The organism is Mycobacterium florentinum (assembly GCF_010730355.1).
GTDB lineage: Bacteria > Actinomycetota > Actinomycetes > Mycobacteriales > Mycobacteriaceae > Mycobacterium > Mycobacterium florentinum.
Genome location: NZ_AP022576.1, coordinates 3,063,602 through 3,084,939, shown reverse-complemented (window position 1 = coordinate 3,084,939; position 21,338 = coordinate 3,063,602). Strand labels below are relative to the sequence as shown.

The 21,338-nt window shown below is 67.9% G+C and carries 18 protein-coding genes and 1 pseudogene; 7 read left to right on the top strand and 12 right to left on the bottom strand.

The window, feature by feature from the left end:
• Positions 1-18: 18 nt before the first annotated feature.
• The 3 genes from G6N55_RS14620 to iniR all read right to left on the bottom strand — a co-directional run bounded on the left by G6N55_RS14620 (position 19) and on the right by iniR (position 6,844).
• Positions 19-1,308: a pyridoxal phosphate-dependent aminotransferase gene (locus G6N55_RS14620; protein ID WP_085222607.1), complete on the bottom strand. Its 1,290-nt coding sequence runs from the start codon at positions 1,306-1,308 to the stop codon at positions 19-21.
• A gap of 30 nt (positions 1,309-1,338) precedes the next feature.
• Positions 1,339-4,323 carry a (Fe-S)-binding protein gene (locus G6N55_RS14615; protein ID WP_085222608.1) on the bottom strand — a complete coding sequence of 995 codons (2,985 nt, stop codon included), beginning with the start codon at positions 4,321-4,323 and terminating at the stop codon, positions 1,339-1,341.
• Between the two features lie 136 nt (positions 4,324-4,459).
• Positions 4,460-6,844, bottom strand: a complete 2,385-nt coding sequence (gene iniR / locus G6N55_RS14610; protein ID WP_085222609.1) for an isoniazid response ATPase/transcriptional regulator IniR — start codon at positions 6,842-6,844, stop codon at positions 4,460-4,462.
• A 273-nt stretch (positions 6,845-7,117) separates the two neighbouring features.
• On the opposite strand from iniR, the gene G6N55_RS14605 reads away from it, so the two are divergent.
• On the top strand, positions 7,118-7,657 hold the full coding sequence (locus tag G6N55_RS14605; RefSeq protein WP_085223016.1) for an Rv0340 family IniB-related protein: 540 nt from the start codon (positions 7,118-7,120) through the stop codon (positions 7,655-7,657).
• A gap of 122 nt (positions 7,658-7,779) precedes the next feature.
• A pseudogene (locus tag G6N55_RS30360) lies at positions 7,780-8,046 on the top strand (IniB N-terminal domain-containing protein); the annotation flags it as partial.
• Between the two features lie 48 nt (positions 8,047-8,094).
• Here G6N55_RS30360 and G6N55_RS29830 read toward each other — a convergent pair.
• From G6N55_RS29830 to G6N55_RS29820, 3 genes are read right to left on the bottom strand one after another with little or no spacing between them, the layout of a single operon-like run.
• On the bottom strand, positions 8,095-9,105 hold the full coding sequence (locus G6N55_RS29830; protein WP_085222610.1) for a hypothetical protein: 1,011 nt from the start codon (positions 9,103-9,105) through the stop codon (positions 8,095-8,097).
• 12 nt (positions 9,106-9,117) lie between these two features.
• Positions 9,118-9,855 carry a hypothetical protein gene (locus G6N55_RS29825; RefSeq protein WP_163667341.1) on the bottom strand — a complete coding sequence of 246 codons (738 nt, stop codon included), beginning with the start codon at positions 9,853-9,855 and terminating at the stop codon, positions 9,118-9,120.
• Between the two features lie 24 nt (positions 9,856-9,879).
• Positions 9,880-10,101, bottom strand: coding sequence for a hypothetical protein (locus G6N55_RS29820; protein WP_139826867.1), 222 nt, complete (start codon positions 10,099-10,101; stop codon positions 9,880-9,882).
• Positions 10,102-10,538: 437 nt separating this feature from the next.
• Here G6N55_RS29820 and G6N55_RS14585 point away from each other — a divergent pair, with 437 nt between their 5' ends.
• Together G6N55_RS14585 and iniC are read left to right on the top strand one after the other, a co-directional pair.
• Entirely contained in the window at positions 10,539-12,380 is a 1,842-nt protein-coding gene (locus G6N55_RS14585; protein ID WP_085222612.1) for a dynamin-like GTPase family protein, read from the top strand.
• Complete coding sequence (gene iniC, locus G6N55_RS14580) at positions 12,377-13,882, top strand: isoniazid-induced dynamin-like GTPase IniC (protein WP_085222613.1); 1,506 nt, start codon at positions 12,377-12,379, stop codon at positions 13,880-13,882. The genes G6N55_RS14585 and iniC overlap by 4 nt, the downstream gene beginning before the upstream one ends.
• Here iniC and G6N55_RS14575 read toward each other — a convergent pair.
• The 3 genes from G6N55_RS14575 to G6N55_RS14565 form a co-directional block, all read right to left on the bottom strand.
• A complete protein-coding gene (locus G6N55_RS14575; RefSeq protein ID WP_085222614.1) occupies positions 13,876-15,519 on the bottom strand; it encodes an Hsp70 family protein in 1,644 nt (547 codons plus the stop codon). The two genes, iniC and G6N55_RS14575, sit on opposite strands and share 7 nt — an antisense overlap.
• A 68-nt stretch (positions 15,520-15,587) precedes the next feature.
• Positions 15,588-16,091 carry an oligopeptide transporter substrate-binding protein gene (locus G6N55_RS14570; protein ID WP_139826868.1) on the bottom strand — a complete coding sequence of 168 codons (504 nt, stop codon included), beginning with the start codon at positions 16,089-16,091 and terminating at the stop codon, positions 15,588-15,590.
• Between the two features lie 97 nt (positions 16,092-16,188).
• The gene (locus G6N55_RS14565) at positions 16,189-16,689 is read right to left on the bottom strand and encodes a hypothetical protein (protein WP_139826869.1); all 501 of its coding nucleotides are present in this window, start codon (positions 16,687-16,689) and stop codon (positions 16,189-16,191) included.
• A 114-nt stretch (positions 16,690-16,803) separates the two neighbouring features.
• Here G6N55_RS14565 and G6N55_RS30145 point away from each other — a divergent pair, with 114 nt between their 5' ends.
• Positions 16,804-16,938, top strand: coding sequence for a hypothetical protein (locus tag G6N55_RS30145; protein ID WP_264001599.1), 135 nt, complete (start codon positions 16,804-16,806; stop codon positions 16,936-16,938).
• Positions 16,939-17,111: 173 nt separating this feature from the next.
• Complete coding sequence (locus tag G6N55_RS14560; protein WP_163667338.1) at positions 17,112-17,282, top strand: barstar family protein; 171 nt, start codon at positions 17,112-17,114, stop codon at positions 17,280-17,282.
• Positions 17,283-17,538: 256 nt separating this feature from the next.
• Here G6N55_RS14560 and G6N55_RS14555 read toward each other — a convergent pair whose 3' ends face one another.
• On the bottom strand, positions 17,539-18,129 hold the full coding sequence (locus tag G6N55_RS14555; RefSeq protein WP_085222617.1) for a hypothetical protein: 591 nt from the start codon (positions 18,127-18,129) through the stop codon (positions 17,539-17,541).
• 166 nt (positions 18,130-18,295) lie between these two features.
• Between G6N55_RS14555 and G6N55_RS14550 the strand changes: the two genes are divergently transcribed.
• Entirely contained in the window at positions 18,296-18,853 is a 558-nt protein-coding gene (locus tag G6N55_RS14550) for a nucleotidyltransferase family protein (RefSeq protein WP_232079008.1), read from the top strand.
• Position 18,854: 1 nt separating this feature from the next.
• Here G6N55_RS14550 and G6N55_RS14545 read toward each other — a convergent pair whose 3' ends face one another.
• Complete coding sequence (locus G6N55_RS14545) at positions 18,855-19,805, bottom strand: amidohydrolase family protein (protein WP_085222619.1); 951 nt, start codon at positions 19,803-19,805, stop codon at positions 18,855-18,857.
• Between the two features lie 11 nt (positions 19,806-19,816).
• Positions 19,817-21,307, bottom strand: coding sequence for an aldehyde dehydrogenase family protein (locus tag G6N55_RS14540; RefSeq protein WP_085222620.1), 1,491 nt, complete (start codon positions 21,305-21,307; stop codon positions 19,817-19,819).
• Between the last annotated feature and the right edge of the window lie 31 nt (positions 21,308-21,338).

Below are 21,338 nucleotides of genomic sequence, written 5' to 3'. Positions count from 1 at the left end.
CTCCACCGTAGAGGCGGCTTACTGCCGATAGGCGGTCAGGAAGTTGCCCAGCCGTTCGATCGCGGCGGACAGATCACGCGCCCACGGCAGGGTCACGATGCGCAGGTGATCCGGGGCCGGCCAGTTGAAGCCGGTGCCCTGGCCCACCAGGATCTTCTCCTGCAGCAGCAGGTCGAGGACCAGCTGCTCGTCGTCTTCGATGTCGTAGACCTCGGGATCCAGCCGCGGGAACGCGTACAGCGCGCCGTCCGGCTTGACGCAGGACACCCCGGGTATCTGGTTGAGCTTGGTCCACGCGACGTCGCGCTGCTCGAGTAGCCGGCCGCCGGGCAGCACCAGGTCGTCGATGCTCTGGTGGCCGCCGAGGGCGACCTGGATCGCGTGCTGGGCGGGGACGTTCGGGCACAGCCGCATGTTGGCCAGCAGGCTGATTCCCTCGATGAAGCTGCCGGCGTGGTCCTTGGGTCCGGTGATCGCGAGCCAGCCGGCCCGGTACCCGGCGACCCGGTAGGCCTTCGACAGGCCGTTGAAGGTCAGGCACAGCAGGTCGGGCGCGAGAGTGGCCAGGCTGATGTGCTTGGCGTCGTTGTAGAGGATCTTGTCGTAGATCTCGTCGGCGAGCAGCAGCAGCTGGTGTTTGCGGGCCAGGTCGACCATCTGGCTCAGGATTTCGCGGCTGTACACGGCGCCGGTGGGGTTGTTCGGGTTGATCACGACCAGCGCCTTGGTGCGCTCGGTGATCTTCGACTCCATGTCGGCGATGTCGGGCTGCCAGCCCTGGGTCTCATCGCAGAGGTAGTGCACGGGCGTGCCCCCGGCGAGCGACGTCGACGCCGTCCACAACGGGTAGTCGGGGGAGGGAATCAGCACCTGGTCGCCGTTGTCGAGCAGGGCCTGCAGCGTCATCGTGATCAGCTCGGATACGCCGTTGCCGAGGAAGACGTCGTCGACGTCGAACCGCGGGAAGCCGTCGACCAGTTCGTAGCGGGTGACCACCGCGCGCCGGGCCGGCAGGATCCCCTGCGAGTCCGAATAGCCTTGCGCGTAGGGCAGCGCCTGGATCATGTCGCGCATGATCACGTCGGGTGCGTCGAAGCCGAACGGCGCCGGGTTGCCGATGTTGAGCTTGAGAATGCGGTGCCCCTCGGCCTCCAGCCGCGCAGCATGCTGGTGCACCGGGCCGCGGATTTCGTACAGAACGTCCTGAAGCTTGGACGACTGCGCGAAGGTCCGCTGCCGGTGGTGGCCGGGGCTGTGCACGGGCACCTGGTGAGTGGTCACGTCACCCATGGTGCCATCGGTGTCCACCGATTTTTGCTGATAGAGGCCAATCTGTGATCAGCGCTTACCCGGAGGGCGGGCGCCGCGGGCGATGCCGAGCCCCTTAACGGGCGCTGCCGGTGGGGCCGCGTCGCCGTTGGTTTCCTCGGCCGGCTCCGGCTTGGGCTCCGCTTTGGCCTCAGTCTTTTGCTCGACGGGCGCGGCGGCCTCGGTTTTCGCCTCGGCTGCCGGGGCCGCTTTCTTGGCACCGGGGCGCCTGGCACCCGCGGCGATACCCAGGCCCTTGACGGGTGCGGCCGGTGCCTTGGGTTCGGTGGCCTCTGCCTTGGGCGCTGACGCCTCGGCCTCGGCGGGCTCTGGCCTGGCTTCGGTCGCCGGTGCGCTGGCGGCCGGGGCGGCTGCCTTCTTGGCGCCGGGCTTCCGGGCGCCGGCGGCCATGCCCAGGCCCTTGACGGGTGCGGCTTCCGTTTTGGCTTCCGCCGCCTCGGCGGCCGGGGCTTCCGCGGCCGGGGCTTCCGCGGCCGGGGCAGCGGCTTTCTTGGCGCCGGGCTTCCGGGCGCCGGCGGCCATGCCGAGCCCCTTGGCGGGCGCGGCTTCCGTCTTGGCTTCGGCGGCCGGGGCCGCAGTTTTCTTGGCGCCGGGTCGCTTGGCGCCGCCGGCGATACCCAGCCCCTTCGCGGGCGCCGGGGCGGCCTTGGTGGTGGGCTCGGCTTCGGTGGGTTCCGCGGCCTCTGCGGGTGCTTCGGCCGGTGCCGTGGCGGCGGGAGCAGCGGCCTTGGGCTCGGCCTTCGCGGCCTTTTCCGCCCTTTCCTCTGCTTCCTTGGCGGCCGTGCCCTTCTCCGGCAGCGTCGCCTTGTCGTACTCGAGCGACCCGAGCAGGATCTGGGCGACGTCGAGCACCTCGACCCCGCTGCGGCCGGCCTCTTCCTGGCGGTCGTTGACACCGTCGGTGACCATCACGCGGCAGAACGGGCAGCCGGTGGCGATGGTGGCGGCGCCGGTGGCCAGCGCCTCGTCGACGCGCTCGTGGTTGATGCGCTTGCCGATGTGCTCTTCCATCCACATGCGGGCACCGCCGGCGCCGCAGCAGAAGCTGCGGTCGGAGTTGCGCGGCATTTCGGTGAGGTTCGCCCCGGCAAAGCCGATCAGCTCGCGCGGCGCTTCGTACACCTTGTTGTGTCGGCCCAGGTAGCAGGGGTCGTGATACGTAATGTCTTGCGAGACAGGCGTTACCGGAACCAGCTTCTTGTCGCGCACCAGCCGGTTGAGCAGCTGGGTGTGGTGCAGGACGCTGTAGTTGGCGCCCAGCTGGCGGTATTCCTTACCGAGCGTGTTGAAGCAGTGCGGGCAGGTGACGACGATCTTGCGGTCGACGGTCTCCACGCCCTCGAAGACCCCGTCGAGGGTCTCGACGGCCTGGGCGGCCAGCTGCTGGAACAGGAACTCGTTGCCCGATCGGCGTGCGGAGTCGCCGTTGCAGGATTCCCCGGTGCCCAGCACCATGTACTTCACCCCGGCGATGGCCAGCAGCTCGGCGACCGCCTTGGTGGTCTTCTTGGCCTTGTCGTCGTACGCGCCGGCGCATCCCACCCAGAACAGGTACTCGTAGCCGTCGAAGCTCTCGACGTCCTGGCCGTAGACCGGAACGTCGAAGTCGACCTCGTCGATCCAGTTGGTGCGGTCCCCGGCGTTCTGGCCCCACGGGTTGCCCTTGGTCTCCAGGTTCTTGAACAGCACCGACAGCTCGGACGGAAACTCCGACTCCATCATCACCTGGTAGCGGCGCATATCGATGATGTGGTCGATGTGCTCGATGTCCACCGGGCACTGTTCGACGCAGGCGCCGCAGGACACGCAGGACCACAGCACATCGGGATCGATCACGCCGCCCTGTTCGGCGGTACCGACCAGCGGACGGGCCGCCTGCTCGGGTCCGTGCCCGGGAATGCGACCGAAGCCGGACTCCGGGACATGGTGTCCTTCGTCCTTTTCCGTCTCGAGGTCCAGACCCTCGAGCGGCTCGGCGGTCTTCTCGCCCAGGATGTAAGGCGCCTTGGCCATCCAGTGGTCGCGCAGGTCCATGATCACGAGCTTGGGCGACAAGGGTTTTCCGGTATTCCAGGCTGGGCACTGCGACTGGCAGCGCCCACACTCGGTACAGGTAGCGAAGTCGAGGTTCGCCTTCCAGGTGAAGTCCTCGATCTTGCCGCGACCGAAAACGTCGTCCTCGCCGGGATCTTCGAAGTTGATCGGCTTGCCACCGGATTCCATCGGCAGCAGTGGGCCCAGGCCGTCGGGCAGGCGTTTGAAGGTGACGTTGATCGGCGCGAGGAAGATGTGCAGGTGCTTGGAGTGCAGCACGATCAGCAGGAAGAACAGTGCCACCGCGATGTGGGCTAGCAGCGCGAACGTTTCGATCCACTCGTTGGCGGTTTCGCCCAGCGGATGCATGAGCTTGCCCATGCCTTGCGAGAAAAACGCCCCCCAGCCGTACGGGAAGTTTCCGGTGTTGACCGCGGCGCCGCGGAAAATCGCAAAGCTGATGATGACCAGCGAGATCATGAACAGAATCAGCCAGGCGCCGCCGGTGTGGGAGCCGTAGAACCGCGACGAACGGCCGTGTTCCTTTGGCTCGCTACGCAATCGGATGATCGAGAACGTGATGATGCCGCCCAGCACGGCGAGGGCAATGAAGTCCTGCAGGAAACCCAGCGCGTCCCAGCGGCCGACGATCGGGATGTGGAAGTTGGGTTGGAACAGGGTGCCGTATGCCTCGATGTACACCGTGATGAGGATGAAGAACCCCCACATGGTGAAGAAGTGGGCAAGGCCGGGGATCGACCATTTCAGTAGCTTGCGCTGACCGAACACCTCGGCGATTTGTGTCCAGATTCGGGTGCCGACGTTGTCGGTGCGGCCGCTGACCGGCTGGCCGGACATGATCAGCCGGTAGAGCCACCAGACGCGTTTCAGTGCCAACAACGCCACGATCGCGGTCAGGCCCAGCCCCAACACCAATCTGATGATCGTCTGCGTGGTCACCGAAGGTCTCTCCCCATTGCATCGTCACTCAACGAAAATTCGTTCGATCTTTGCTAGCTCATAGTGACATCCGGGCCGGTATCGACGCGAGAAAGGTTGCCCTAACTGGGATTCGCGAAAGCCTTTGACCTGCGGCTTAGCCTTCCGGGGCCAGCATGGCACGTAACATAGACAACATCTCCGAGCGTGATCCGGCGCCTAGCCGGCGACGGATTCGGGCCACGTGGTGCTCGACCGTCTTCGCCGAAATGAACAGTTGCGCACCGATATCGCGATACGGCAGGCCCAGGAGCAAGAGTTCGGCGACCTCGCGTTCGCGATGCGACAGCGGCGATCCCGACGTCGGCTGATGCAGGGCCGACGTAGTCGCGGCCTCGGGTTCCGCGCCGGTCGGCTCGCTGGGAATATCGCCCGGGGCCGCGCCCAATTTAAGATCCCGGGCCAGTTGCAGCATCGCTCCGGACACCCTGCCGTCGGGTGTTTGCAGCGCCGCCTGGCCGGCCAGCCGGGTCGCATCCGAGGTCAGCCCGACATGCGCTAGCGCCCTGGCCGACGCGGTGACCTCGTCGGCGTCGACCTGGTTGGCGAGGACGCGTAGCCAGGTACGGCCCGACCCCGATAGGGCGTGCGCGAGGGTGCTGGCCGCGGCCGCCGCGCCGAGGGCCTGCCCATGCGGGGCGACCAAATCCGGCGCGTTGGCGAGGATTCCCGCGTGCACACCGGCCCAGTGCAGTGGGATTGCCCACAAAATCGGGTTGCCCAGTGATTCCAGCAGGGTGAACGCCTGATCGAGGGCGTGGCGCACCTGTTCGACCTGGCGTATCCGGGCGGCGCCCACCCACAATTCGCCCAACGGCAGCAGCGCGAACAGGTCGATGGAGTACTCGGCGAGCACCTCCATGCCTGCGTACCAATGCTTTTGCAGCGCGCCGGTGTCGCCGCTGCGACGCGCGATCGCCGTCTGCAGCGCCGCCGCCCACAACGCGTCGCGCGGGTGCAGCCCGGAGCCGGCCGCAGTGACCTCCGCGCTGGCCGATGGCAGCTGCCCGTCCAGCATCTTGATCCAGCCGGACAGCAAGGTGTGCCGCGGCGCGAACAGCGCATCACCGCCGGGGCGGCGGGCGCGCCCGATTACGGTGCGGGCGCGGACCGGATCGCCACCGTGGATCGCGGCCAAGGTGATCAGCGCGGCCGGGCTGTCCGGAATGACCTCGCTCACAGTTTGTTCGGCCGCGATGGACTGGCTGAGTTTCGCCATCGCGGCCGGGTACGGCCGGTCCATGGTCAGCAGCAGCCCCTCGGCCAGACTGCGCGCGCTGCGGGCGGCCATCGTCGGCGGACCGGAGTCCTGAAGGCGTAGCGCGGCACGTGCCGTGGTCAGGTCGCCGGTCGCGGTGAGCGCGATCGCGGCGGCGGCACCGACCACCGCGTCCGGGTGCGGGCCGAGCCAGCTGAACAATTCCGCCGCCTGGTTCGCGTTGCCCTCATGGGCTGCGACGCTGGCCGAGATCCGAACTGCCGCAGCACGTTCAGTGGAGTCGGGGGAGCTGAGTAGCTCGTCGGCCAGTGCTGCCGCGGCAGCGCAATCCCCGTTGAGGGCCAGCGCATCGGCGACCCGGGACGTCAGACCTGTGGCCCCGGCGGTGACCGCGGCTTGGTAAAGCCTTGCGGCCCTGACTGACTCACCACGAGCTGCTGCTGCTTCGGTCGCGAGGATGGCCGCCAGCCGGTCGTCTTCGAGCCCGTGTTCGGCGAGCCGCAGTGCGAACTGCGGCGAAACCGTCGACATGTCGAGTTGTGAGCGCAGCAGGGCGGTTTCGACCTCGCGGTGGTGGGCATTGCCGACGATCTGGGAGACCGCGCCGTGTACCAGCTGCAGGAACTCGGGGCTGTGTGATGGCTCGATTAGCCCACTGGCGCGGGCCCGATCGACCAGCAGGTGCGCATCAGTCGCCGAAATGCCCAGTGCCGCAGCAATATCGGCTGCTCCCAGGTCCTGGGTCAGCGACATGATGAGCAGCGTGTCCAGGTCGGGTTCGTCGAGCCGGCGCAGCCGTGCGATCAGCGCGAACGTGGCCGCCTGGGCCGGCGAGTGTGTGCCCTGCGACGTTGCGTTAACCAGAAACGGCAGTCCCGCGGTGCACGCCGCCAGGTCTTCGGCGACGGGCAGGGGATCCAGCGATATGCGCGGTCGATCCCGCTCCATCGCCACGGTCAGGTCCCGCAGGCGTTGCTGCGGCTCGGCGGCGACCACCACGGTGGTGCGCGGGTCGGCGACAGACTCGATAAGGCTGAGCAGCTCGGGCTCGCTCATCAGGTGGGCGTCGTCGATGACCAGCGCGGCATCGGGTGGATCGCCCGCCCGGGCAGGGCGGGCGAGCACGGTCAGCCCGGAACGTCGCAGCTCGTCGCGGACCGCGGCAAGGGCGGTGGTTTTCCCGGTTCCGATACCGCCGCTGATCACGAGCTTGACCGGAATGGTCGGTGCGTCGGCCAGTGCTTGCGCGATTTTTTCGGCCATTTGGGAGTCGCTGATGTCGCGTACCCCCTAATCGGTGCTGCGCTGGTGGTCAGGAGTGGTTTTTCACCATAGCCGTACCAACCCCCGTATCCGGGTAGGCATCCCCGTAGTCCCGCGATTCCCCTAACGCAGCACCCCCTAATGCCGTCGGGCGCCGGGTGGGGTGCGCACCGATCACATCGCTCGGTTGAGCCGATAGCATCGTGGCAATTGACTGGGCGGCCCCTGTGGACGCCGATGGCAAGGGCGGAGTACGGCAAGGAGGTGCGCCCGATGGCAAACTCACTGCTCGACTTCGTGATCTCGCTCGTGCGCGACCCCGATGCCGCGGCGCGCTACGCGGCCAACCCCGCGCAGTCCATCGCGGATGCTCACCTCACCGATGTGACCAGCGCCGATGTCAATAATCTGATTCCTATGGTGACGGATTCGCTGTCGATGGGTTCTCCGACAGCACCGGCCTCGGGCGTGCCCGCCCCCGATCATGGAAACGTCTGGGCAAGCGGCGCGGCTGCGGCCGCCCTCGATGCATTCACGCCGCACACCCCCGCGGGGGTGGTCGATTCGCACGGTCCGGCGGCCAGCGTGATCCATCAGCCGTCGATCCCGACGCCCGTCCAGCCGCCCACCGATCCACGGCCGCTCGGTATTGACTCTCCTGGAGCGTCGGTGCAGCTCACCGGGGCTGAGACGCCGGATGCAACGGTCGACCATGGGGGATTCCCGGCGCACGACCTCGGCGTGTGGGATCACCCGGTCGCCCACCCGCATCCCGGGGAGCCCGAGCACCACGACTTCGGCCTGCACGGCTGAGTCTTCACCTTCGCGGTCGAATTTTACAGCTCTGAGCTGCGCTAATACCACGTGATAGGGGCTTCTTTGGGCTGCGTTGGGGCATCCCCGCATATCCCCTAATCCCCTAACGGGATGCCCCCATGGATCCCGGTGGGGCCTCGGTCAGCTGGGGGATCCAACCCCGATTCCGAGCGGGGGCGGAATCCATAGCGTGTATTGCAGAACGCCGGTCGATCCGGCGAAGGGGACTTGGAGGGGAATCAATCATGGACCGGCTGATCCAATACATCATGGATTTGTTTGCCAACCCGGACGCGGCCCAGGCATTCGTTTCGGGTCCCGGGCAAGCTATGACCGACGCAGGCTTGGTCAATGTGGCTCCGGAGGAGTTCGCGTCGGCGGTGGCCAGCGCCGTCCCGGGGGTGCCCCTTGGCGTGGGCGACCCGATTGGCGGGTTACAGCAGGTGCTCACCGATCAGTACGGCTTTGCCCCGGGCTATGGCGGCTACGACCAGGGCTACGGGTACGACCAGGGCTACGGCGGCTATGACCCCGGATACGGCGGATACGACCCGGGCTACGGGTACGGACCCGGCCTGGTCGGCGCGGTTGCTCAGGATGCGGGCGCCCTGGTGGGTGACGCGATTGCGCCGGTTGTCGACGGCGCCGGCGCCGCACTCGGCCTCGGTGGCGCGATCGTTGGCGACTTGGGTGGCGCGCTGCTCGGTGGCGTCAACGCCGGACTGTACGGCGGCGGCTACGGCGGGTTCGGCTTTCAGCCCGGTTGGGGCGGATTTGGTCCCGGCACCGGCGGGTTTGGTCCCGGTTTCGGACCTGGCTGGGGTGGCTTCCGTCCGGGCTGGGGTGACGGGCGGCCCGGTTGGGGACACCACGGATGGGACGACGGTCGGCCTGGCTGGGGACACGGCTGGGGCGACCGGCCTGGGTTCGGACCCGGTTGTGGCCCCGATTGGGGCGGTACGGGCTGTGGCCCCGGCTGGGGCGGGTTCCGGCCTGGCGTGGGTGAATTCGGCCACGGCCCCGGTCATGGTGGCGGCTTCGGAAGCGAGTTTGGTTTGGGCGTCGGCCTCAATGCCGGCCTGGGTATTGGTGGTGGCTTTGGTGGACACGGCGGCTTCGGACTTGGCGGTGGCGGCCTGACCGGCATCGGTTTGGGTGCGCAGACCGGATTCGGCGGCCGCGCTGGTCTTGGTTTCGGCGGCGAGAGCGGCCTGGGCGGCCGCGCCGGTATCGGTCTCGGTGGTGAGAGCGGTTTCGGTGGCCGTGCCGGTTTCGGTGAAGGTGTTGGGCTGCGGGCCGGTGGCGGACTTGAAGGCGGCGCCGGGTTCGGTGGCGGTGCGGGTCTTGGTGGCGAAGCTGGTCTCGGCGGTCGCGCTGGGGTCGGTGCTGGTGCCGGATTCAACGGCGGCGCCGGCCTTGGGGGAGGCGCTGGCCTGGGGGGTCACGCCGGTGTTGGTCTAAGGGGTGAAGCCGGCGGTCAGGCCGGTGGCGGCTTCGGTGCTGGCGGTCAGGCCGGGTTGGCTGGCCAAGCAGGTGTCGGCGGTCAGGCCGCTCTGGTGAGCCAGGCAAGTTTCGGTGCCGGCGGCCAAGCGGGTGGCGGCCTCGGCGGCCAGGCTGCAGGTGGTTTTGGCGGCCAGGCTGGTGGCGCGTTCGGCGCTGGCGCCGGTGCCGGTGGCCAGGCGGCAGGCGGCTTTGGCAGCCAGGTGGCCGGCGGCTTTGGTGCTGGCGTTGGTAGCCAGGTCGGCGGCGGCTTCGGTGCCGGTGAGCAGGCAGGTCTGGGCGGTCAGGCCGCTTTGGCGAGCCAGGCAAGTTTCGGTGCCAGCAGCCAGCTGGCAGGTGCGGGCAACGCCGGCGCGATTGCCGGCGGGGGAGGTAACGCGGCGCTGGGGGCCAGCGGTCAGGCGGGGTTGATCGCTAGCGAGGGCGCAGCGCTGAACGGTGCCGCCACTCCTCACGTGGCCGGCCCGCTCGGGGGTGTCGGCGTCGGTGGTCAAGGCGGTGCCGCCGCGGCTGGCGGCGCTGGTCTCGGCATCGGCGGGGCACGCACCGGCGGCACGTTGAGCGGTGAAGGTGGGCTGGGAGGCCACGCGACGGCGCAATCCGCGACCGTTGCCGGACCCGCCGGCTTGGGCAGCCACGCAGAAGCTGGCGGCGGCATCAACGCAGGAGTCGGCGGCGCAGGTATGGGCGGCCACGGCGGAGCTGCTGGCGGCATCAACTCAGGGGCCGGTGTTGGCGGTGGCTTCCCGGGCGGTGGCATCAACGCGGGTGCCGGCGGTGGAGCTCACGGCGGCATCCTCGGCCAGGAAGGCGCGACGCTCGGTGGCGGCGGCGGTGCCGCCGGCAGCGGTGGTGTCGGCGCTCACGGCCCGGCCGGGCCTGCCGGACAGGGCCCGGTGATTCAGGGCGGCGGCGGTGCCGGGGGCGGTATTGGTGGTCACGCGACGCCTCCGTCGAACCCCGGCTCCGTCTTGCAGGGTGGCGGCGCCGGCGGTGCCGGCGGCCACGGCAGCGCGGGTGGACCGGTGATCCACGAGCCCGCGCAGCAGGCACCGGTTCAGCACTCGCCCGCCCCGGTTCAGCATTCGCCGGCTCCGGTCGAGCACTCGCCCGCCCCGGTTCAGCATTCGCCTGCCCCGGTTCAGCATGCCCCGGCTCCGGTGGAGCATGCCCCGGCCCCGCACAGCCCGTCGGTGTTCGAAGGGACTCCGCACGCTCCGGCCCCGGTGCATGCTCCGGCTCCGGTGCACGCACCCGCGCCGTCGCACCCCGGCCCGCACGGGTAACACGCGGATGTAGCGAAACGGCGGGGATGTTTTGATCCCCGCCGATTCGCGCGCATACCGTAATCACAGATGCGAGAAAGTGGGGAACCGCGGTGACTCAAGCCAGCGATCCGAGGCGCGTCAGCGTCATCGTCGAGCTGATCGACCACACCATCGCCATCGCCGAACTCAGCGAACGCAATGATCTCGCGGAACGACTAGCCCGCGCCCGCGACCGAATTACCGACCCGCAGATCCGGGTGGTGATCGCCGGGCAGCTCAAACAGGGCAAGAGTCAGCTGCTCAACTCGTTGCTCAATCTGCCGGTGGCGCGAGTGGGCGACGACGAGGCCACCGTCGTCATCACCGTCGTCAGCCACGGCGACCCACCGTCGGCCCGGCTGATCGTGGCGGCCGGACCCAACGGAGAGCCCGCGCCCGTCGACATCCCGATCGACGACATCAACACCGACCTGCGCCGCGCGCCGCAAGCCGGCAACCGTGAAGTGCTGCGCGTCGAGATCGCCGCGCCCAGCCCGCTTCTGCAAGGTGGGCTGACATTCATCGACACCCCGGGCGTGGGCGGCCACGGGCAGCCGCACTTGTCGGCGACGCTGGGCCTGCTGCCCAACGCGGACGCGCTGATCATGGTCAGCGACACCAGCCAGGAATTGACCGAACCGGAGATGTGGTTCATCCGCCAGGCCCACCGCATCTGCCCCGTGTCGGTGTTGGCGGCCACCAAGACTGACCTGTATCCGCACTGGCGCGACATCGTCGCCGCCAACACCGCGCACCTGCAGCGCGCCGGGGTGCCGATACCGATCCTGCCCGTCTCGTCGCTGCTGCGCAGCCACGCCGTCACCCAGAACGACACCGAACTCAACGAGGAATCCAACTTCCCCGCGATCGTCAAATTCCTCAGTGAGCGGGTGCTCACCCGCGAGACCGACCGGGTGCGCGACGAGGTTCTCCGCGATATCCGTTCGGCCGCAGAACAATTGACGATGTCCGCGGGCTCGGAACTCGCGGTCGTCAACGATCCAGGGCTTCGTGACGGGCTTGCCGAAGACCTGGAGCGGCGCAAGCGCGACGCGCTGGACGCACTCGAGCAGACCGCCCTGTGGCAGCAGGTGCTCAACGACGGATTCACCGACCTGAGCACCGACGTCGACCACGACATGCGCGCCCGGTTCCGTTCCCTCACCGAGGACATCGAGCGCCAGATCGATTCGTGCGACCCGACCCGGCATTGGGCCGAAATCGGCAGCGACGTCGAGGAAGCCGTCGCCACCGCCGTCGGAGACAACTTCGTCTGGGCCTACCAACGCGCCGAGGAGCTGGCCGACGACGTCGCCCGTTCGTTCGCCGCGGCGGGACTGGACTCGGTGCTAACCCCCCAGCTGAGCCAACGCGCGATGGGCGGGGACTTCGGCCAGCTCAAGTCGGTGTCCGACCTCGAGTCCAAGCCGGCCGGTAAGGGCCAGAAAATGGTGAGCGGACTGCGTGGTTCGTACGGCGGCGTGGTGATGATCGGCATGTTGTCGTCCGTGGCGGGTCTGGGCCTGTTCAACCCGTTGTCGGTGGGCGCCGGGCTGATCCTGGGCCGGATGGCCTACAAGGAGGACAAGGAGAACCGGCTGCTGCGGGCGCGCGCCGAGGCCAAGACAAATGTGCGGCGCTTTGTCGACGACATCTCGTTCGTGGTGGGCAAGGAATCGCGCGACCGGCTCAAGATCATCCACCGCACGCTGCGCGACCACTACCGCGACATCGCCAACGAGATCTCCCGATCGCTCAACGAATCGCTGCAGTCCACCATCGCCGCCGCGCACGTGGAAGAAGCCGAACGTGATAACAAGGTCCGGGAACTCGAGCGGCAGTTGAATATCCTGAACCAGGTCACCGAGAATGTGGACAAACTGACGCCACAGGTGACCGTAGGACGGGTGTGAGCACGAGCGATCGAGTCCGAGCGATTTTGGGCGGGACCGTCCAGGCCTACCGTGGTGAGCCGGCATTCCGGAACCGACCCGAGGTTTTCTTCGAACTGGACCGCATCGGCGCGCGGCTGAACGAACCGATCCGCATCGCCCTGGCCGGCACACTCAAGGCCGGAAAGTCCACCCTGCTCAACGCTTTGGTCGGTCAAGACATCGCCCCGACCGACGCCACCGAGGCCACCCGGATCGTGACGTGGTTCCGGCACGGGCCCACCCCAAAGGTCACCGCAAACCATTGGGGCGGAAGGCATTCCAATGTGCCGATCAATCACAGCTCCGGGCTGACGTTCGACTTCCGGACACTCAACCCCGCCGACGTGGCCGACCTGGACGTCGAGTGGCCGGCCGAAGAATTGGTCGAGACCACCATCATCGACACCCCGGGGACGTCGTCGCTGACGCGTGAGGCCTCCGAGCGCACGCTGCGGTTGCTGGTGCCCCCCGACGGGGTGCCGCGAGTGGACGCGGTGGTGTTCCTGCTGCGCACCCTCAACGCCGCAGATGTGGCCCTGCTCAAGCAGATTGGGCAACTCGTCGGCGGGTCCACGGGCGCGCTGGGCATCATCGGGGTGGCGTCGCGGGCCGACGAGATCGGCGCGGGCCGGATCGACGCCATGCTGTCGGCAGCCGATGTGGCACAGCGATTCACCAAGGAGATGAATGAGACGGGCATCTGCCAAGCCGTGGTGCCGGTCTCGGGGCTGCTGGCGCTGACCGCGCGCACGCTGCGCCAAAGCGAGTTCATCGCCCTGCAGAAGCTCGCGTCTGCCGATACGACCGAACTCAGCAAGGCCATGCTGAGCGTGGACCGCTTCGTGCGCGTCGAGAGCCCGCTGCCCGTCGACGCGGCAACCCGTGCCCAGCTGTTGGACCGGTTCGGCATGTTCGGTCTGCGGATCTCGCTCGCCGTGCTGGCCACCGGCGTCGCCGACGCGGCCGGCCTGGCCGACGAATTGCTGGAGCGCAGTGGGTTGGTAGCGCTGCGCGAGGTCATCGATCAGCAATTCGCGCAACGCTCCGACATGTTGAAGGCGCACACCGCGCTGGTGTCGTTGCGCAGGTTCGTAGAGGCGTTCCCGATCGTCGCGACACCCTATGTCATCGCCGATATCGACCCGCTGCTGGCCGACACGCACGCTTTCGAGGAGCTTCGGCTGCTCAGCCAATTATCTTCTCGCCCAACCATGTTGAACACGGAAGAAATCGCGTCACTGCGTCGCATCATCGGCGGATCGGGCACCCGCCCGGCCAGCCGGCTGGGTTTGGATCGTAACGCCGACCCCAACGAGGGGCCGCGAGCCGCATTCGCCGCGGCGCAACGCTGGCGCCGCCGGGCCGAGCATCCGCTCAACGACCCGTTCACCACCAAGGCATGCCGTGCTGCGGTGCGCAGCGCCGAGGCGATGGTGGCCGACTTCGCCACTCACGGCCCCAACATTCAGCCGCGTCAGTAGCGCCGCCACGGCCAGTGTCGCTCGCGTTCGGTTGGCACCGGCGGCGGGACCGTGGTCGTGGGCGGCGGGACCGTCGTGGTGGGCGGCGGCTGATACGTCGTGGTGGGCGGAGCCTCGGTGATCGTCACGGGCGGTTCGGTGGTGGTGGTCGTCGACGGTGGCGGCGGGGGCGGCGCGGTCACCGTCTCGGTGGGGTTCGGCTCGGTGACGGTCACGGTTTGCTCGGGCGGCGGGGCCGTCGGGTGACTCGGCGACGGCTGCACCGGCCTCGGGTTCTCCTCGCCCAGGGTCAACGCCAGGATCGTGGCCACCATGATGGCCGCGGCCGCGGCTGCCAGGCTCAAGACGACGGCGGTGCGCCGGTACCACGGCGGTGGTGCGGCGGCGGAGGGGTCGTCCTCCTCGTACTCGAAACCCATTGCGTCGCGGACATATTGGCCACTGTGTTCCGGGCCGGTGTAGGGGACGGGATCTTCCTCGTCTTCGTCCTCGGACCAGGCCAGGGGTCCCTCTTCTTCGATCCGGGCGTTCGGGATGGCTTGCGTCATGTCGGCCGGCACGGCGGGTGCCAATTGCGTCGCATTGCCGACGGCAGGGCTCGGCACCGCGCTCGTTGCGGGGTGCTGCAGACCGAAGGAGGCCGCGCCGAGGGCGGCGGTGAACGCGGGCTGTGGTGCGGTGTGCACCGGCACCCCGAGGCGTTCGGAAAGGCGGGTGGCGAGCAGCGGGATGGCAGCGCCACCGCCGACGGTGGCCACAGCGGCCAATTTTGTCGCCGGAATCTCGTTGTGCCGCAAGATGTTTTCGACGCCCGTGACGAATTCGTCCAGCGGCCCGGAGATCAGCTCCTCGAATTCGTTGCGGGACAGCTCGACGTCCTCGCCGGTTACCGCCGGGACGGTGGTGACCGGCGCCGTCGACAGTTCCTCCTTCGCGGTCCGGTATTGGTCGAGCAGGCGAGTCAGCGACCCCATCCGCGTCGTGCTGGCGACGCCGCCGGAGCTGTCGCTCGGAACGCTGTCGCGCATGCGGTCGAGGATGAGCTGGTCGATCCCGTCGCCGGAGAATTCGCGGTAGCGCACCGACGGGCCGATCTGCGCATAGTCCGATCCGGCGTCGCTCAGCGTGACGGTGGTGCCGCTGGCGCCGAAGTCGCACAGCGCGACGATGCCTTGGGCCGGGAAGTCCGGTTCGGCCCGCAGCGCGGTGAGCGACGCGGTGGCGTCGGAGATCAGCGCCGGCGGAACGCCGTTGGGAGCCAGGCCCGGCTGGGCGAAGAATTCCTCGCGCAGGGCCGCGGACTGTTCCGGCGACCAATAGGCGGGGACGGCGATCGTGACCGGCGTTCCGTAGTCGACGGCGCGGGCCATCGCCTCGAGCGCCTCGACCGTCAGCGCGTCACCGAGGTACTTGGTGCCGTCGGCCGCCACCAGCGGAGTTCGGTCGCCGACCCGTTCGACGAACCCCCGCATCACCAGGCCGGCGTCGGCCGGGTCCCCAGTTTCCTCCGGGAGGCCGACTTCCGATGGGCGCTGGTCAAACAGGGTGAGCACGGATCTGCGAGTCACCACGTCGCCACCCGTCCTGGCCGCGACCAGATTGGCCATCCCGATGGACAACCCGAGCGACTCGGACATCTGGCATACCTCTGTGCTTTGTCGTAAATGTGACTGTGGGTTCCCGAGAGTCTAGGTGGGAGCCCTTTTCACAGGCCGGGCGGCAGCGTGATCTCGGTCGGTAGCCCCGGCAGCGGCGGCAGCGTGATCACCGACGGCAGTTGTGGCAGCGGGTACGCGTCGCCCGATGGCGTGGTCGGCGTGGTCGTGGCGGTCGACGGCAGCGAGTCCTCGGTCGACGCCGACGGGGCGTCGGTGGCGGGCGGGGTGGTCGTCTGCTCGCTTGGTGCCGGCGGTGGCACGCTCGAGGTGCTCGACGACCGGGCCGGCGTCGTGGTGGCGGTCGCGGGGGTGGTGTTGGTTATCGGTTGTTGCGGCGGGGCGCCGTGCATGAGTTGGATGATGCCCCAGACGATCAGCGCGATCAGCACCGCGATGAGCAGGCCCCACCCGGCCAACGCAATTGGTTTGCGCCAACCCGGAATCGGATCGTCGGGATCGGGCTCCGCGCTGCCGTGGTCGTCGTCCCCGTAGTGGATGAACACGGTCGGGTCGTCGTCGACGAAATGGTCTGCCGGCGCGTGCCTTCCCATGGTCGCCGAGATTAGCGGGGCGGGCTGGTCCGGGGCGGATCCCACACGGGCGGCTTCCGATCGGCCGTCAAATGTTGACCTGATTGCAATCAACTCGTTAGGGCAACGCGGGGATGGTCGTGGGCAGCCATGACGGCCAGTGATGCCGATGCGTGGGTTGCTGCTGGGTGGGCTGGTGTGTTGGTTCCGGCGCCTCGGCGCTGCTGGTGGGTGGTGCCGTTGTCGTCGTGGTCGTGGTCGTCGGCGCCGACGACGGCGGGGTGGTCGTGACCGTCGTCGTGGTGGTCGACGGCGTCGTCGTGCTCGTCTTGGGGTTGCTGGTGGTGCCCTGGTCTCCGATGAGCTGGACGATGCCGTAGACGATCAGGGCGATCAGGACCAGAACGGACAGGCCCCAGATGATCAGGCCTACCGGCTTGCGGTACCACGCGGTGGGCTCGGTCTCGTCGTCGAAAGGATCCGTCTGGGGCTCGACCGGGCCGGGAGCGGGCTGCGGCGGTTCGTCGGCTGGCGGGCCATCGGCGGGCGGGCCACCGCCCCTGCCGACGTCTCTGTAGCGCGTCGGCTCATTGTTGAAGTCCTGCGGGGGGCCTGCCACGGCACCGATCGTACTGACCGGCGTCAGGACGTGAAGGGGCTCTACGCGCACGTCGCCCTCCGCCTTGGAATGAGGTGAAGTGCTAATCGCTGGTACCGGCCTAAACTCCTCGACGTGGCCGATGCTCTTCGGGTCACTGATGCGGGGCTGCAGGTGCGGGCGGCGCACTGCGAGACGATTTCGGCGGAGTTGGTGGCGGCGGCTCCGCTGCCCCGCGTTGGGCTACCAATTCAGACGCCAAGCCAGTGACGGATCGGCTTGGTATACCAATGATCATTACGGAGCATTCCGCAGGATGCGGTAGCGATGGCACATACGTGAACGTTGACGAATTCTTGAGACAGGCCGGCGGTCGCGGGCCATGTGTGGGAATACGCTCTGAATCCCCGCTGGTTCCCGTGCCAGGGGTTGAGGTTCGCATCGTGGAGGGATCGCACATTAAGACCCTCGATGCGGTTTATGACGCCTTCGCCGAGGCATGGGACTTCCCGGAATGGTTTGGGCGCAATGCGGATGCCTTTGATGACTTTATGCGTGACTTGGACAACATGGTGAATGCAGGGCACCGGCAGGCCCCGCTCGCGGCTACTTGACCGAAATTACTAATGCGCATCTAACTCTGGTTGATCAACCCGAAGTGTTTCGTTGGTTCGCCAACGCGATGTCCTTCTACAGGGACAACCACCGTGACGAACTCAGGCCGCCAGCGGCCTTCGGTTTGTTGCTTTCCGCTCCCGCCGACAAGGTCGGCGAGGTCCGTGAACGCTGGCTATCCGTAGGCCTTCCAGTCGCAGCAGTCGACGCCTAGATCATGCATGCCAGCGCAACTCGGGAGGCTAAACCAGTCGCCTAGAACGTGTTGACCTTCTCGACACTGACGAACATGCCGTGCCCGGTGTGGCCGTTGGTGAATCGGGTGCCGGCTTCGGAAGCGTCGATCGTCCAGCCCTGCGCGTCGTAGATCTTGTAGTCGATCGTGACGGCGGGGATCGCGCCCAGGTTGCCCAAGATCCACTGCACCGTGCCGCCAGACGTGATGTGGACGCCGTTGGCGTGCTCACCATCCTGCATGGGCGAGTCGGTGAACGGTGCTTCGCATCCGACGCTGTCCTTGTTGATCTGGCAACGCGTGATGCCGGACTTGGTCTCGATGAAGACGTAGCCGTTCTGGTCGGGCGGCAGCGGAATCGCGCCAGCCGGAGCGGTCGGGTTCGCCGGCGTCGACGGCGGAACCCCGATGGGGCCCGACGGCGGCGCCGCGGTGATACTGGGCCGCGGCGTGGGGAACGTCGGCTCGGTCGGTCCGGTGCCCGGTACGGCCACCGGCTTGCCGTCGATGACGGAGCTGCAGCCCGAAATCAGCATGGGGCTAGCCAACAGGGTCGCGAGCACCAGCGAACCACCCGCCAGGCCCCGCCGGGCATTCTGCGAAAACCGCACGCGTCGCTCCCGAAGCTCGGAGATATCAGAAGCAGACTACGCAGGAGACGGCGCAAGGTGCTGGGGCGACGCCCTTTTGAAATGCCGCCGATAACAAAGTGTTATCGCTGGGCGCCACGCTCGATGGGGCTGTCGCCCAGCCAGAGGGCGGATGCATCATTGGGGAGTGCGGTTACCGCAGTCCACCGATCCGTCACGCCACGTTGGAGTCTTGCTCGCCGCGGGCGCCGGGCGCCGCTATGGCAAGCCAAAGGTCTTGGTAGCAGGCTGGCTTGACATCGCGGTCGGCGCTCTTCGCGACGGGGGCTGCACCGACGTCGTTCTGGTCCTGGGTGCCGCCGAGGTCGCGGCCCCGCCCGGCGTCACGGCGATCACCGCGCCGCAATGGCACCAGGGGCTCAGCGAGTCGGTGCGTGCCGGCCTGGCCGAGGCCGATCGCCTGGGCGCCGACGACGCCGTGCTGCATGTGATCGACACCCCCGACGTGGGCCCCGACGTCGTAGCGCGGGTGCTCGGCCGCGCGGCCGAAAGTGGTTTGGCACGTGCGTATTTCGGTGACCGGCCCGGCCATCCGGTGGTCATCGCGCGCCGGCACTGGCCCGACGTGCTGGCTCAGATATCCGGGGACCAAGGCGCCGGGGCGTATCTGCGGGGCCGCCATGACGTCGAGAACGTCGACTGCAGTGACCTTGCCGGCGGTCAGGACGTCGACGAGCCCGGCTAGGTCACAGACCGAGCAGCTTCTCCGCGTTGAGGTGGCTGATGCGCGCCCGCTCGTCGTCGGTCAGCGGGAGCTTGTCCAGGAATTCGCGGGCGGTCTTCATCGACCCGAACGGGTAGTCGGCCGAAAACGCCACCCGGTCAATGCCGACGTGTGCGACCAGGTTCGCGTAGGTGGCTTCGTCGTTGAAGTTGGCGAAGGTGTAGTGCACGTTGCGCCGTAGATAGGTGCTGATCGGGTGTTTGAGCCCGGTCAGCTCCGGCTTCAGCGTGGCGTCGAAACGCGGCAGCATGAACGACGTCCCCTCGCCCATGTGCCCGATGATGATCTGCAAATCCGGGTAGCGGTCGAACACGCCACCAAGAATCAGTCGCAGCACGTGAGTGGCGGTGTTGATGTGCCAGCCCCACCCCACCGTCGCGAAGGCGAATGTGACCTCGGGGGAGAACCCCGCGTAGCTGGACTCGATGACGGCAGCCGGCGGGATCGTCGGGTGCAGGTAGATCGGAGCGTTCAGCGCCGCCGCGCGATCGAGAATCGGCTCGAAAAAGGCGTCGTCCAGATAGCGACCTTGACTGTGCCCGTTGATAACCGCGCCGAGGAAGCCGAGCTTGCGCATCGCCCGGTCCAGCTCGTCGGCCGCCGCGTCGGGCGCGCTGATCGGCACGCTCGCGAAGCCCGCCAGCCGCTCGGGGTAGCGGGCGACCGCCGCCGCGAGTTCGTCGTTGCATTCGCGGGCCAGCGCAACGGCTTTCGGGCCGTCCAGCTGTTCGACACCGGGCGCGGCCAGCGACAGCACCGCCAGATCGATTCCCGCCTCGTCCATCGCCGCGATGCGGCCGTCACCGAGATCGGCGATCGGTTCGATGACGCCCGCGCGCGACGCGAGCCAGCTACCCGGCCCGCGCAGGAATCCCGCTGTGGCGTAATGCTCTTCGAGTGCGATAGTCCGCACTGTGGTGGTCCTTACGTCTCCAGCACGCGGTTGGCGGCGGTCCAGTAGGGCAGTTCGTCCCGCTTGGCGGCCCAGCGGATCGTCTTGGTGTAGCCGTATTCCGCGAGCGTCTCCTCGGCGTGTTCGCGCCCGAATCCGCTGTGGCCGACCCCGCCGAATCCGGTGCCGATGGCGATCCGGACATAGTTGTTGACGAAGACGGCGCCGGCCCGGATCTGCCGGCTCACCCGCAACGCGCGATCGCCGTCCTGGGTGAACACCGCCGCAACCAGTCCGAATGGGGTGCTGTTGGCGATCCGTACCGCCTCACCCTCTTCGGAGAAGGGGATCAGGGTGACGACCGGTCCGAAGATCTCTTCCCGGGCGACCCGCATCCGCGGGGTCACGTCGGTCAGCACGGTCGGTGATGCGTAGAAGCCGTCGGCCAGGCGAGGATCGTCGGGCAGCGGCGCCTGGGCGGCGATGCGCGCCCCCTCGGCCACGCCGAGCTTGAGGTAGTCCAGCACCTGCTTCTGCTGCGCGCGGGTGACCAGCGGCCCCACATCGGTCGTGGGGTCGGCGCCGTCGCCCACCCGAAGCTTGGTCACCGCTTTGCACAGCTTTGCGGCGAACTCGTCATAGATCTTGTCCTGCACCAGGATTCGCGATGACGCGGTACACGCTTCGCCTTGGTTGAAGAAGCCACCGTCGATGGCGGCCATCAGCGCCTCGTGCATGTTGGCGTCGTCGAAGACGATCAACGGGTTTTTTCCGCCGAGCTCCATCAGGGTCGGGGTCAGGTTGCAGGCGGCATTGCGCATCACCGCGGAACCCGTCCTGGGCGACCCGGTGAAAGACACCTTGCCCACCAGACGGTGTCCGGCCAGCGCGGCACCGACCTCGCCCTTGCCCGGCACGGCGTGCACCACGCGGTCCGGCAGCACCGACTGGATCAGTTCGACCATGCGCAGCACCACCGAGGGCGTCTGCTCCGGTGGTTTCAACACGACGGCGTTGCCGACGGCGATTGCTGGAGCGATCTTTCCGGCGGTGTGGATGGGTGGCCAGTTGAAGGGCACGATCGCCGCGATCACCCCGTACGGCTCCAGCGTGGTGACGTCCAGGACCGTGTCGTGGTCGCGCGCCTTGTTCGGCATGGCCTCCACGATGCTGCTGAAGAATTCGAAGATGGAGATCGCCGCTTCGAGGTCGAACTGGCGCGCCTGGATGATCGGCTTGCCCATTTCCCGCGACTCGAGCATAGCGAGTTCGTCGGCATGGGCGCGGATGATCTTGGCGATTTCACGCAGGTAGGCGCCACGTTCCCGGGCCGGCCGCTGCTTCCAGCGCAGGTGTGCGGCGTGTGCTTTGCGCACCGCCTGGTCGACCTCATTGGGCCCCGCGCCCTGGACCACGGTGACGGTTCGGCCCGTCGCGGGGTTCTCGACGACGAACTGGTCGTCGGTGGAGGGAGACGACCAGCGTGTTCTGGTGCGAGTCAGGGCGGGAGCTTGCAGAGTCATTGGCACATCCAGCAAGGTCGGGGATTGGGTT

What these genes read in the sequence shown, in the direction of transcription:
- iniR (WP_085222609.1), bottom strand. Translation starts at nt 6,844, where the DNA reads ATGGCCGAAAAAATCGCGCAAGCACTGGCCGACGCACCGACCATTCCG.
- G6N55_RS14605 (WP_085223016.1), top strand. Translation starts at nt 7,118, where the DNA reads ATGGCAAACTCACTGCTCGACTTCGTGATCTCGCTCGTGCGCGACCCC.
- G6N55_RS14575 (WP_085222614.1), bottom strand. Translation starts at nt 15,519, where the DNA reads ATGTCCGAGTCGCTCGGGTTGTCCATCGGGATGGCCAATCTGGTCGCG.
- G6N55_RS14570 (WP_139826868.1), bottom strand. Translation starts at nt 16,091, where the DNA reads ATGGGAAGGCACGCGCCGGCAGACCATTTCGTCGACGACGACCCGACC.
- G6N55_RS14540 (WP_085222620.1), bottom strand. Translation starts at nt 21,307, where the DNA reads ATGACTCTGCAAGCTCCCGCCCTGACTCGCACCAGAACACGCTGGTCG.